Genomic DNA, 13,002 nt, shown 5'->3' with positions numbered 1-13,002 from the left:
ATTATACTGGGAATCAAGGTAAGGAAGGGAAAAAATTAAAAAAACAAAATATACACACCCCCCGTTGCAAATGCAAAAGGCTGTGTGCACAAAATGGTACCTCTTTTTTATCTATTCATCGTCTCGATGTTTTATTTGATATTCTTCTAAGTCAATGATTCGATCCAACATTGTCGGATGTCCATAGCGAAATACCTTCACAAGTAATGGTGGATTCACTTGACTAAGACCAGCTTTGGTAAGCTCTTGAAAAGTTTCGATCCCCGCTTCTGGATCTTTTGTTAATTCAACTGCATAATGATCCGCTCTTGTTTCTTGATAGCGTGAAACTAAATTGGACAACGGACTAGAAATGAACAGAAGCATGGAAATAATTATAAGAAATAATGGTAATGAACGGATATCATTTACTGCTGGAATCTTCAATGCATCTCCATACTTCGTTACCGCCCATTCCATTATGCGATAAGTTAAATACAATCCAACTAAAGATAATAATAAATATCCGCCTATGCCAATATATATATGCTTCTCAACATAGTGCGCCATTTCATGTGCCATAATAAATAAAATACCGTCATCATCTAATCTATTTAATGTTGTATCCCAGAGAACAATCCGGGAATTTGATCCAATACCAGTAACATAAGCGTTCAAAGCATTCGTTTTCTCCGCCATATCAACTTCAAACACATGGTCAGCTGGGATGTTTGCTTCATGAGCAAGCGCCAATATTTTACTCTCTAATTCCTTATTCTTTAAAGGAGAGAAATCATTATATAACGGATCAATGACCACTGGTTGAAGGAACATTAAAAACAATGAAAAAGGAACGGTTAACATCCAAGCATATAGCCACCACCGCTTCCTGCTTTTATTAATAAGCAGATACAATACATAAACGATAAGCACCATCATGCCAAAGTTCACCCAAAAGTCTATAAGTTCATCTTTCATCCAGCTAGCAAAGCTTTGCGTAGAAATATTGTACTGCTTTGAAAAATGATAACTGATATAACTGAGTGGTGTCGTAGCGATAAAAGCGAATAGTGACAACCAAGCAACATAAATAGACGTTTGCACAAATTTGAATTTAGAAGATTGCTCAGCCCATTTTTTAAATGCACCAGATAACCCCAATAAAAGAATTGATAAGTAAAACATCCATTCAAAAGGTGTAGACAAGAAAAATAGTAAATTACGTATTTTTGAATATTCCTCAGTTAATACAAGTTCTCTACCATTTAAAAAAGTGGCAGGATCAGCAACTGTACCTTGATACTCGAATGGTAAATCTGTATTTGCAAAATGGAATAAATACCAATAAAAGAATAAACCATATAAAAAGTAGCCAAGAATGCCATAAAGACCAATTTTTCTTGCCAATTTGTTCCCTCCTTTAATCTCAATGAAAAAAGTACAACCCTTCATACTTAGTTTAGTATACTTTTCCATATTTAGAACTGCAAAAAAGAGGAAAGAAATAACTAACTGATGAATAAGGAGTAACCTGACAAAACAATAATAGCACTAAGGACAACAAAGACTACATTCGCGCCAATATAAGCAACAATAAACGCAATCGCTGCACCAAGTAAGCCGTACCAGATGCTTTCTCCAATAAGCAAAACCCCAGGAAAAATAAGAGCACCGAGAGTCGCATAAGGAACATTTTTCAGAACAGATTGCACAAATATAGGCAGTTCCTTTCCTTTAAAAAGTAAAAATGGCGCAACCCTTGGAAGATATGTAACAAGACCCATGCCAATAATTAACCAAAGTACTTCATTGCTCATTTTGCCGATCCTCCCTCTTCATTCCTTCTATAACCTCAACAAGAACGGAAGAAATTAAAGTTGCTATAACAATTGACCATCCTGTTGAAAGTGCACCGGTAAAGGTAAAAATAGTGTTTAATCCGGCAGCAATAGCAGCAAGGTAAACAACTTTAGCACTGCCTTTCATCGAAGGGACAAGTAGACCAATAAACATTGCATATAGCGCAACTGTCATGCTTTCTTGTAACACTTGTGGCAAGTTTGCACCAACGACGAACCCAAGAGCAGTAAAGGTAACCCAGCTCATATACCCAATGATATTCACACCTAAAATAAAACCAGTTTTTTGCACGCCATCTTTTGTAGCAATAACTGAAAAAGATTCATCTGTAATGCCGAATGAATAGAGTGCCTTTTTCATTAGTCTGTCATCTTCGGCTTTTTCATTAAGCGCTGTACTCATCAGAAAATGGCGAATATTAACAATAAAAGTTGTAAAAATAATTTCGAAAGTACTCGTCCCTAAACTAATTAAGCTAAGTGCCATATATTGTGATGCACCTGCAAAAACAATCATACTCATAAGTACAGTCTCTATAAAAGATAAACCTGTTGTCTTTGCTAATAAGCCAAACGTAAGTGCAACGGGGGCATAACCAATCGCAATACTTACACCAGCCTGCACCCCTTTTCGAAATGGTACTTCTCTTGTTTGTAACAATAGCTCCGCCAAGATTTCTCCCTACCCTTCATCCCAAAAAATAGTATAATATTGAATAAATAAACTGATTAGTTATTTGTACAATATATTATACATTCGTACGTTATAATAAACAATCATTTTCGGAGGAATTATGGATAATATTCAAAAAAATATCGGTGTTAACTTAAAAAATCTACGTAAAGCACGAGGTTTAAGTCTAGATACTACAGCAAACTTAACTAATGTAAGTAAAGCGATGCTTGGGCAAATAGAACGTGGTGAATCCAACCCAACAGTGACAACATTATGGAAGATTGCCACAGGATTACAAGTTTCCTTCTCATCTTTAATTAAGGAACAGCAGTCTCCTATTCATGTGGTTAATCGCCATGATATAAGCCCCATTATGGAGTATAGTGGGAAATATCGCGTATATCCGGTCTTCCCATTTGACCCAAGGAAAAAGTTTGAAATTTTTACTGTCGAGATTGAGACAGGTTATGAACATCTATCAGAAAAACATAATGAAGGTGTTGAAGAGTATGTAACGGTGATTACTGGTACACTACAACTTGAAATTAATGAACAACAATACACCATTCAACCAGGTAATTCCATCCGTTTCTCCGCCAACAAAGCACATACGTATCGCAATATTGGGGAAGATATGATTATTTATCAAACAGTTTTGTATTACCCTTAAGTTTAAGGGTTGCAATTCTGTTTCTTTTTTTGTAGAATCATTTCATAGCTAATGATTCTGAAAATAAAAGAGGGGTGATCCTATTCACCAATTAGACGAAGATGGCTATTTGCATCCTGAAGAGTCAACGGTCATTCAAAAGATAAGTAAAAAAACAACGATAGAGCCAAATGCAATAGCCGTAGTCACTAGCCTATATCGCATTGGCCAAGGCATTAAAAATAAGCTAGAGCAAGAAGTGTTAGCCAAGCATAAAATCTCTTGGACTTCCTTTTCGATTCTTTATGATTTATGGATATATGGAAAAATGGAAACAAAAGAGCTTGCCCTTTCTGCAGGTGTATCAAAAGCAACAATCAGTAATATTATGCGTACATTAGAGAATAAGTCATTTTGCAGAAGGGAAACCGACCCAAGAGATCGCCGAAACACTTTTGTTGTGATTACACCTAAGGGTAGAGACGTCATTGAAGAGCTTTATCCCGAATTTCATGAGGGAGAAATCTCCATTGTTAAAGGGTTAAAAACGGACGATCAAAAGCAATTAGCTGCAACCCTTTACCGGCTCATTAAAGACAATAAATTTTAATAAAGAAAAAGTGATGATAGAAGTCTTAGTAGCAACCTCCTCCCTATCACAGAGAGCCGACAAATGACTGAGAGTCGGTATAAAGGATGAAGCGAATTACAACTTCTTGAACTTTCATTGCTACTTGCAATGAACGGCTACGTTCGTTAAATGTTGAGGTGGAGAAGTATTATACTTCTCAATTAGGGTGGTAACGCGTGAAATCCACGTCCCTTTTATCAGGGATGTGGATTTTTATTATTTTTTAAGGATGTGAATAATTGTGAAAGAAAAATTATCAGAACAGCAATTAAAAGAGTTACAGAGACAATTAAAGTTATACAAACAAGGTGTGCAAGAAATAATACCCACTGAAGAATTAGAAGAAAAGTTAGCAAAATCTATTTTATTAAATAAACCTTTAAAGATAAAGCTTGGCTTAGACCCTTCAGCTCCTGACGTTCATTTAGGTCATACGGTTGTTTTAAAGAAATTAAAGCAATTTCAAGATAATGGTCATACGATTCAATTATTAATTGGGGATTTTACTGGTAAGATTGGTGATCCGACAGGTAAGTCCATCGCTAGAAAACCATTAACCGATGAAGAAGTGAAGCATAACGCCCAAACTTACTTTGAGCAATTTGGTAAAGTACTCGATATGGAAAAAGTTGAATTACATTATAATTCAACATGGCTCTCTCAACTTAAGTTTGATGAAGTCATTCAATTAGCAGGTAAAATTACCATTGCCCGCTTAATGGAACGTGATGACTTTGAAGAAAGAATTGCCTTCGGGAAGCCGATTTCTTTACACGAATTCTTCTACCCAGTCATGCAAGGATACGATTCTGTTGTGCTTGAATGTGGTATTGAGTTAGGAGGCACTGATCAACACTTTAATGTCCTTATGGGTAGGCACTTTCAAGAGAAATTTGGGAAACCTAAGCAAATTGCGCTGTTGATGCCACTACTTGAAGGGTTAGATGGCGTTGAGAAAATGTCAAAATCGAAGAATAATTATATCGGTATTAATGAACCAGCAAACGAAATGTACGGGAAAGCGATGTCCATTCCGGATGAACTCATGGTGAAGTACTTTACACTTATTACTCCACTTACACCTGAAGAAATAACTGAGATAGAAGAAGGGCTAGATAAGCGAACCCTCCATCCACGTAATGTAAAGATGCAATTAGCAAAGCTAATTGTACAAATGTACCATGATGAAGAGGCAGCTGAAAAAGCAGAACAACAATTTATTACGATTTTCCAAAAAGGAGAAGTACCTGAAGAACTGCCGACAATGACATGGACTGGCCCAACTTCTATCACCATTGTGCAATTGTTAGTAGATACAGGCTTACTGCCTTCAAAATCCGAGGCTAAAAGAATGATTGCTGGTGGCGCAATTAAAATAGATGGTAAAAAAATCATCACTGATATGGAAACGACTACGATTAGCCATAATATGATTGTTTCAGTAGGTAAAAGAAAATTCATGAAATTATTGTTAAAGAATTAGGTTGTGAGGTAATTTAAAAATAGTCACCTTTTATCAGGTGGCTATTTCAATGTTTAGGCTTCTTCTACTAACAGTTTTTCCAAAAGGGAGCTAGCTGTCTCGTCCACTCTTTTTTATCATATTTCCGCCACATATCTGCTGTTTGCAGCATCGGATCCCCAGAATAAAAGCGCTCGTATAATTCATGACGAGAACCAAAAGGTGAACCTATTAAATCCCAAGCTAATTTAAATAGCTTCGTCCTTTCTTCTGCAGTAGCATTCTTCCCTTTATAATACTGTTGTGTCAACTGACTGATTTGACCTGATAGATCGGCCATGGACGAAGGTAATTGTATCAAGCCGCCAGCACCTATTAATTGAATGATTTCAACTGCATTGGGATAATATTTCGTCCCCAGTACTCTCGCTGTTTGAATATAATTAAAATCTGGAATATAAATGTCTTTCTCCAACTTTCCATTTTGTTCAGCGGCAATGATTAACCCTTCAATTGTGCGAATTTGGATAATAAGTTCCCCTAGCTTTTCTTGTACATGTAAATAGCCATCTGCTCCAATCACATGTGCCATGGCATTTGCTACTGCTGCCATAAAAGATAACTTCGTTTGCAAGCGCACAATGGCTTGATGATACGCTAAGCTATTAGAAATAGAATCAACTTTTAACTGAGCTAAAGCAATAGGGTTATCATGCAGTAAAACTCTCTCCCACGGAACAAAGACATCATCGAAAATCAGGACCGCATCCATTTCATCGTATTGTGCACTAAGGGAATGTTCAACTTGCGACGCTTCTGCAAAAGACTCACGACAAACCATATGCAAGCCCTTAGCATTTGCGGGCACAATCAGCATATGCGCTAAATCGTTCTTCGCCTCATCTAAAGGTGCTAAGGGATAAACAATAATATCATGGGCATAAGGTGCGGAAGTGCCAATCATCTTAGCCCCATTAATATATACGCCTTCGTTTGTCTTTTTTGTTATTCTCAATAAACCTAACTTTTTCGTATTATAATACTCATTAGCACTCCGGTTGATTTGCGGATCTCTTTGAACAATGGCAATGAAACGATTTTCTCTTTTGGCTATATGATAATAAGCCTCTATTTTTCCTGGGAAATGCGGATCTAATTCACGATACGCTTCTCTATTTGCATACCAGCCTGCCACTCGCGAACGGGCATAATCGGAAAGTCGACTCATCATGCCGTTCGTATCTTTCGCCCATGCCTCAAAAGCCGTGCGCCTTTCCTGTAATTCAGTGATATTTCTTGGCAAATAAAAAGCCTTATGCACCCATTGCTGTAAATCATCATCAAAATAACCGATTAATGGCTGTAACTTTGGGTTCGTTAATTGCGAAAACAAGGATTCAATCGTCGTCAACGTACCTCTAAAATTTGTATCTTCGGTAATATCAATTCTTTTACCGTTCAACCACACATTTCTGCCATCCTTTAAGCTTTCTATAAACAAGCTTATTCTCTCCCTTCAGCAGGATAAGTCTGATTATGTGCTAATGGCGGTGAATACACATGAAAACTAATGACCTCGAATGGTGTGGGATTAAACATGAGATGAATGGTATCCCCTTGTACATGAAAAGACTCATCTGCCTTATATGACTCAATTTTATTAACCGATAAATCTTTATGATAAATGAGATTAAGTAAGCTTCCCTGAACAACATAAACTTCTCCTTTTGAAAAACCATGATCATGGACAAGCGTTTTAGCAAATGGCGGAAGATAAACAACAATGACCTCAACCTGCTGATTGCGATAAATGACGTTTCTCCCATACTCTAACATCCCTTGCGGTTGTGTAATATAAGGCTCCAACTCTTTTGAACAAATATTTAATGAACGAATCGCCTTATCTAAAGGCACTTCTTTTTCTTGTAAAACTTGGCGAACTTTTTCTTGAAATGTCACGGTGTAAATCGCTCCTTTACATGCAATTCTATGAATAGTTGATCGACTTTCTCAACTTTCTAAAATACAATATGACAAGCTTGTACTTTCGTGATTAGAATGCAAGAAAATGAGTAGAAGCCTAGGTTATAATTCTATGAAAGCACTAATACCCTTTTATAAGATGTTTAACAGGAGGCCGAACTTTTGAAAATATCGAGTAAAGGTGAATATGCGCTGCGTTCATTAATTGTTCTCGGGAATAATGAAGGAACTGTTATAACCATCAAAGACATTTCAGCTCAAACATTAGTACCTGTTCAATATTTGGAACAAATTCTACTTCTTTTAAAAAGCCATGGTTATGTAAAAAGTAAACGAGGTGTCTACGGGGGCTATATGTTAAAGAAAGAAAGTCATGAGATTAATATAGGAGAGGTCATTCGTCAACTAGAAGGTCCACTTGCACCGATGAGTTGTGTCAGTATCACCGCTTATGAATATTGTCCATTAGAAGATCAAGGGTGTGTGCTTCAGCCACTATGGGCACTATTGCGTGAAGAAATTGCCTTTATCTTAGATCAAGTTTCATTACAAGATTTGATCAACCGCAACATTCCTTCACCAAGACAAAATCATTAAATAGAAATCACCCTGCTATCGTATTTATAAACAATCTATTGATAGAACAAAAATCAAGTCCCCACCACAAAAAAAAGAGTCCACTAACGGACTCTTTCTCACACTAAAATCTTCATTTATGCAAGTATTGCACGGTCACTGTTCATTTTTTCACCACGAATTTGTTGAAATTCATTTAATAATTTTTCAACCGTAAGCTGCGATTTTTGCTTCTCATCCGCAGAAAAAATAATCTGGCCTTTATCCATCATAATTAACCGATTTCCTAGATCGATCGCTTGCTGCATATTATGAGTTACCATTAATGTCGTTAATTGGTATTTAGCAACAATTTCTTTCGTTAAATTCGTAATCAATTCTGCCCGGGATGGATCTAAAGCAGCCGTATGCTCATCCAATAAAAGGATTTTAGGTTCTGTGAAGGTTGCCATCAAAAGAGACAATGCCTGCCTCTCACCACCTGATAATAAACCTACTTTTGCTTGCAGTCTGTTTTCCAAACCTAAATGAAGCATCTCTAATTTTTCTTGAAAAAACAATTTTCTTTTCTTCGAAACGCCTATATGCAAGCCGCGTGATCTCGTTCTTGTGTAGGCAATGGCTAAGTTCTCTTCGATCGTCATTGCAGGTGCAGTCCCTGCCATTGGGTCTTGGAATACGCGCCCTATTAGACGTGCCCGTTTATTTTCCTTTACATTCGATACATTTTTTCTATCAATAATTATTTGACCGACATCCGGTATTAACTTCCCTGAGATAATGTTCATTAAAGTCGATTTTCCTGCACCATTACTACCAATGACCGTCATAAAATCGCCTTGATGAAGATCGAGATTCATCTGTGTTAGTGCAATCTTCTCATCTGGTGTGCCTTCATTGAAGATTTTATGAATCTGATTTAATTCAAGCATGTCGTCACCCCTCTCTTCTACTTATTCCATTCCTGCTTGAAGCATTCGTTTTTTCTTTCGTTGTCTCTCTTTTTGCTTCTCAAGAATCTTCGGTAGTACAAGCGCGAAGACGACAATCAATGCCGTAATTAATTTCATATCTCCCGTTTCTAAGAACTCCACGCGTAGCGCTAATGTAACAATAATTCGATACAGAATCGCCCCACCGATAACAGCTAATGTTGCTCGAACAATTGTTTTTGCACCAAAAATCGCTTCGCCGATAATAACAGAAGCAAGCCCAATAACAATCATGCCTATACCCATGCCGACATCACTGAAACCATTGTATTGTGCCACTAAGCCACCTGATAAAGCTACCAAACCGTTAGATAGCCCTAGACCTAATATTTTTAATGTATCTGTATTCGCTGAAAAGCTACGAATCATCGTTTCATTATTACCTGTTGCTCGAATGGCCAGACCAATATCAGTTTTCAAGAACCAATCAATAATTACTTTGACAAAAAGAGCCAATATCAGCATGAGAATTAAGATTGCCCATGTTTTTGGCACAAAGCCAATGAAAGCTAAGGCGTTATCTAAACCTAATCCTTGCCAAAAATCAGTTAGTTTTGTAATGACGGTTTCCTCTGATAATAGTGGGATATTCGACTTACCCATAATGCGTAGATTAATAGAGTACAAAGCAATCATCATGATAATCCCTGATAATAAAGGATTGATCTTTCCTTTTGTGTGAAGTAATCCTGTCACGCTGCCAGCTAGGAAACCGGCAACGAATGCTAAAATTGTTGCTAAGAATGGATTCGTTCCTCCTACAATTAAAACGGCAGCAACTGCTCCACCAGTGACGAAACTACCATCAACAGTTAAATCAGGAAAATCTAATACTCTAAAAGATAAATATACACCTAACGCCATTAATGCATAAATTGCACCTGCTTCAATGGAGCCAAATATTGCTGAAGGCATTATGCTCTCTCCCTTTCATCTGTCGTGCTGATTAAGATACCTGTCATTATTCAATAAATTCCGCAGATTCTTCCCATTCAGGATTTAGTTCAACACCCATTGCTTCAGCCGCTTCCTTATTTATAACAAGCTTTAGATTTTGTGGATATTGTACATCCATTTCGCCTGCTTCTTTCTCACCTTTTAATATTTCTGCTGCCATCACACCTGCTTCATAACCGATATCATTATAATCAAACCCGTATGCAGCAAATCCGCCACGAGCGACAGAATCTAATTCACCAACAAAAAGTGGAATTTTCTTATCTGTTGCCACTTGAACGACTGACTCTAGAGCTGTTACTACTGTATTATCTGTAATGATATAAAGGACATCTGCTTTACCGACTAATGATTCTGTAGCTTGTTTTACTTCAGCTGATGTTGAAACAGTTGCTTCAGCTAATTTCAATCCTGTTCCTTCTATAACTTCTTTCACTGTCTCAATTTGCGATACAGAGTTGGCTTCACCCGAATTATACACAACGCCAATTGTTTCAATATCAAAATATTTGTTTATGAATTCTACTGTATTCGGTATGGCATCTGGGTGATTATCTAATGTGCCTGTAATATTTCCGCCAGGTGCTTCCATAGAATCAACAAGTCCGCCACCAACAGCATCTGTTACAGAAGTAAACACAATCGGAATATCCTTTGTAGCATTTAATGCACCTAGTGCACTTGGTGTAGAGTTAGCAAAGATTAAATCCACCTGATCACTTACAAAGTTGTTCGCAATCGATTGATTATTATTTTGATCCCCTTGTGCAACTTGTGTATCAAATTCTACTTCTAATCCCTCATCCTTCAATGCTTGTTGAAAGCCAACAGATGCTGCATCTAAACTTGGATGTTCAGCGATTTGCGTGATACCGACTTGATAGCTTTTATCACCGCTTTCTCCACTTGCCTCATTCGTTGTTTCTTCAGAGTTTCCGCATCCTGCCAATATTAATGCACTTAATAATCCAGCTGTCGATAATGTTTTCCACCTATTTTTCTTTTTCACTATTCATTCATCCCCTTTACTTTATCGCTTTTATGCTTTGGTGCTTTGGTTCATTAAATTATATACATATAATACTAAGGAGACAAGAACTTTTTATTATTTTCCAAAAATTCATGTTATCTGACACTAAAAAATAGAATGAATTCCATGAAATTGGAACTACAATTAATATATAATTAATTATTATAAATTTTCAATTAATTTAATGTATATTACTACCACTATTGAATAAAAATGATCAGCTAATGGATACCCTTTTCCCAACATACCATTCTACATCGTTTGCATTGAATCCTGCCGTGCGTTCGCTTTTAAGCGAAGTTGTACTTTTTCTGTAGTAATCTTCTACAGTTAATAACTGCTTGGAATAATCTACGTAGGAATCTTGTTGGATAGTAGCTTGTCCTATATAAGACGCCGTAACAGTTGTATATTAATTCATGGCATAATCCAATATCCCTACTTTTAAATCTAATCTAAGCTATGGTATGGTACACCCCTCTGTCAATTGCTTAAGGCACACCTGGGGTTTCGCTATGTGGTAACCTTCTTGTACACTCGTTGTATCCAATGAAATGATGCCTCGATACGTGCCTTTATACATCCACTTGCCAACCACTTTTATTGTTACTCCCCCCTCCCCCATCAGCAACGAGCTCCCTACAAAAACTTTTGAATAGTTACCTTGAGCAAAAGAACCTCATTTTCAGTAGTCTTATATTTTTTCTCTCTTCAAACCAATTCCAACAAGTATTGTTATTAGCAGAAGCACTTTTATTAGGATATAAAACGAGAAAACCCCTTATGAAAGCGCATTCATTTTAACATGTCGCAAATTGACTAACAGCTTGCGTGCAGTCATGCAACATCACCATTAACGGAACTTAATCACTCCCTTCATAAGATGATGGCACATATAAGGTAAGTTCTCCTGCCGTATGATCCACTAATACTATAACCAGCTGCTAGTACTGATTCTTTTGGTACAGGGTCAAATACCTTACATACTCATAATAAACTAATTGCCAATAAATTGCATAATTTTTTTACGTTTTTTTCTCCTTAAATCTACTCATTCTATTTTAATTTCTAGAAACTACGAAAGAGTTACAAAGAAATGTCGTTGGCTGTAACGAAATACGAATTGGGTCGTCTAATGAAAAAAGTATTATTAGAGGGGATTTATTTGAAGTGGTTTTTTTGGAGGTCTAGTTTTTATCATTTTGGTTCTAACAAGTATTCTTATTTTTTTTAGAAACTCTACTCCACCAGTACCTATCATTACAGTAGGTAAAGATAAAATACCTTCTACTCAATGTTCTTATTGTTGGCATAGTCTCAATAGTGGGGAAATGTGTAGATGTTGTCTACTCATCACATATAGAAATGGCCAAAGTCCATAAGCCAACAATCGTTTCCCCTAATGAAGATATTTACATTGAATTTAAATGTAAACCCAGCTATCATACTTTCACCATTGAACAATGGACAGATGATGAAATGATAACCTCAAAAGATATGACAAAAGAGACAATCACAATAACCTCACCATCAAAAGCAGGGATCTATTATTATCACCTTATTGCTCATTGGAAGGAAGGAACGATCACTTATGCTTTTACCATCCTGGTCGTAGACAAGTAAGAAGAAAGAGGGGCTCAAATAATGTACAGATTACCATTCATATTTATTATAATGCCCCCAGAACACTAAGGTATTTTATGAAGAAACATGTATTTCTAAGTCAGGTTGACCCCCTTTAAACGCTTATTGTCTATACTCAGTGAATGGAAATTTAACTCTCTTGATTATTTCAACATTCAGAAAAAGACACCCCCCAAATAGGATGTCTTTACAATCTTTTTGTAAGGAACTAAGTACATTTACCCGACAGAGCTTTCTGTCTCTATCCTTGGCTTGCGACGTAACTTTACTTGATAATAAGTCGTTTTGTTTTTTATAATAAATTCGGGGATTCCGCCTCTATGGGCATGGGCATCTTTAAATTCTCGACTTTTCATCCAGCCTTTAAAGCCTGTTGGATCTTCCCATCTTGTAACAATAGTTATTTCTTCATAGTCTTTCGTATTTTCCGTTAACATCACTTCTAAACCAACGAAGCCCGGCATCGTTTCTACCTTACCTTCTCGATTAAATCTCTCAACAAACATATCAGCATTTCCTGGTTGAAGGTGAACAGTATTTGTTACAATATACATCTCAGGTTCC

Annotated in this window: 14 protein-coding genes and 1 other annotated feature; of the genes, 5 read left to right on the top strand and 9 right to left on the bottom strand. The window is 36.7% G+C overall.

Features of this window, described 5'->3' with window-relative positions; translation table 11 throughout:
• Positions 1-111 precede the first annotated feature (111 nt).
• From MKX78_RS07940 to MKX78_RS07930, 3 genes are all read right to left on the bottom strand, one after another.
• Positions 112-1,386: a M48 family metallopeptidase gene (locus tag MKX78_RS07940; RefSeq protein ID WP_095369863.1), complete on the bottom strand. Its 1,275-nt coding sequence runs from the start codon at positions 1,384-1,386 to the stop codon at positions 112-114.
• A 101-nt stretch (positions 1,387-1,487) separates the two neighbouring features.
• Positions 1,488-1,796: an AzlD domain-containing protein gene (locus MKX78_RS07935; RefSeq protein ID WP_095369864.1), complete on the bottom strand. Its 309-nt coding sequence runs from the start codon at positions 1,794-1,796 to the stop codon at positions 1,488-1,490.
• Positions 1,786-2,511: an AzlC family ABC transporter permease gene (locus MKX78_RS07930; protein WP_095369865.1), complete on the bottom strand. Its 726-nt coding sequence runs from the start codon at positions 2,509-2,511 to the stop codon at positions 1,786-1,788. Before MKX78_RS07930 ends, MKX78_RS07935 begins: the two co-directional genes overlap by 11 nt.
• Before the next feature lie 121 nt (positions 2,512-2,632).
• On the opposite strand from MKX78_RS07930, the gene MKX78_RS07925 reads away from it, so the two are divergent.
• The 3 genes from MKX78_RS07925 to tyrS all read left to right on the top strand — a co-directional run bounded on the left by MKX78_RS07925 (position 2,633) and on the right by tyrS (position 5,277).
• On the top strand, positions 2,633-3,184 hold the full coding sequence (locus MKX78_RS07925; RefSeq protein ID WP_095369866.1) for a helix-turn-helix domain-containing protein: 552 nt from the start codon (positions 2,633-2,635) through the stop codon (positions 3,182-3,184).
• A 109-nt stretch (positions 3,185-3,293) separates the two neighbouring features.
• The gene (locus MKX78_RS07920) at positions 3,294-3,773 is read left to right on the top strand and encodes a MarR family winged helix-turn-helix transcriptional regulator (RefSeq protein ID WP_095369867.1); all 480 of its coding nucleotides are present in this window, start codon (positions 3,294-3,296) and stop codon (positions 3,771-3,773) included.
• 4 nt (positions 3,774-3,777) lie between these two features.
• Positions 3,778-3,990 (top strand) — a binding site (T-box leader).
• Between the two features lie 39 nt (positions 3,991-4,029).
• Complete coding sequence (gene tyrS / locus MKX78_RS07915) at positions 4,030-5,277, top strand: tyrosine--tRNA ligase (protein WP_307317971.1); 1,248 nt, start codon at positions 4,030-4,032, stop codon at positions 5,275-5,277.
• A 67-nt stretch (positions 5,278-5,344) separates the two neighbouring features.
• Here the strand turns inward: tyrS and MKX78_RS07910 are convergent, their stop codons facing one another.
• Complete coding sequence (locus MKX78_RS07910) at positions 5,345-6,757, bottom strand: 4-hydroxyphenylacetate 3-hydroxylase family protein (protein ID WP_341050421.1); 1,413 nt, start codon at positions 6,755-6,757, stop codon at positions 5,345-5,347.
• Positions 6,758-6,759: 2 nt separating this feature from the next.
• A complete protein-coding gene (locus tag MKX78_RS07905; protein ID WP_157733746.1) occupies positions 6,760-7,215 on the bottom strand; it encodes a cysteine dioxygenase in 456 nt (151 codons plus the stop codon).
• 186 nt (positions 7,216-7,401) lie between these two features.
• Here MKX78_RS07905 and MKX78_RS07900 point away from each other — a divergent pair, with 186 nt between their 5' ends.
• Positions 7,402-7,836 (top strand): RrF2 family transcriptional regulator, encoded by a 435-nt coding sequence (locus MKX78_RS07900; RefSeq protein WP_307317969.1) that lies wholly within the window; start codon positions 7,402-7,404, stop codon positions 7,834-7,836.
• 116 nt (positions 7,837-7,952) lie between these two features.
• Here MKX78_RS07900 and MKX78_RS07895 read toward each other — a convergent pair whose 3' ends face one another.
• The 3 genes from MKX78_RS07895 to MKX78_RS07885 are packed head-to-tail and all read right to left on the bottom strand — an operon-like array spanning position 7,953 to position 10,776.
• The gene (locus MKX78_RS07895) at positions 7,953-8,747 is read right to left on the bottom strand and encodes an ABC transporter ATP-binding protein (protein ID WP_095369872.1); all 795 of its coding nucleotides are present in this window, start codon (positions 8,745-8,747) and stop codon (positions 7,953-7,955) included.
• A 21-nt stretch (positions 8,748-8,768) separates the two neighbouring features.
• Positions 8,769-9,722: an ABC transporter permease gene (locus MKX78_RS07890; RefSeq protein WP_095369873.1), complete on the bottom strand. Its 954-nt coding sequence runs from the start codon at positions 9,720-9,722 to the stop codon at positions 8,769-8,771.
• 46 nt (positions 9,723-9,768) lie between these two features.
• A complete protein-coding gene (locus tag MKX78_RS07885; RefSeq protein ID WP_307318747.1) occupies positions 9,769-10,776 on the bottom strand; it encodes an ABC transporter substrate-binding protein in 1,008 nt (335 codons plus the stop codon).
• Between the two features lie 1,341 nt (positions 10,777-12,117).
• Between MKX78_RS07885 and MKX78_RS07880 the strand changes: the two genes are divergently transcribed.
• Entirely contained in the window at positions 12,118-12,417 is a 300-nt protein-coding gene (locus MKX78_RS07880; protein ID WP_307318682.1) for a hypothetical protein, read from the top strand.
• Positions 12,418-12,656: 239 nt separating this feature from the next.
• On the opposite strand, the gene isdG is transcribed toward MKX78_RS07880, so the two are convergent.
• The gene (gene isdG, locus MKX78_RS07875; protein WP_289433299.1) at positions 12,657-12,992 is read right to left on the bottom strand and encodes a heme oxygenase; all 336 of its coding nucleotides are present in this window, start codon (positions 12,990-12,992) and stop codon (positions 12,657-12,659) included.
• Positions 12,993-13,002 lie beyond the last annotated feature (10 nt).

This window comes from Cytobacillus sp. FSL R5-0569 (genome assembly GCF_038007265.1).
In the GTDB taxonomy this organism is placed as follows: domain Bacteria; phylum Bacillota; class Bacilli; order Bacillales; family Cytobacillaceae; genus Cytobacillus; species Cytobacillus kochii.
This window is presented reverse-complemented; position numbering and strand designations above follow the sequence as displayed.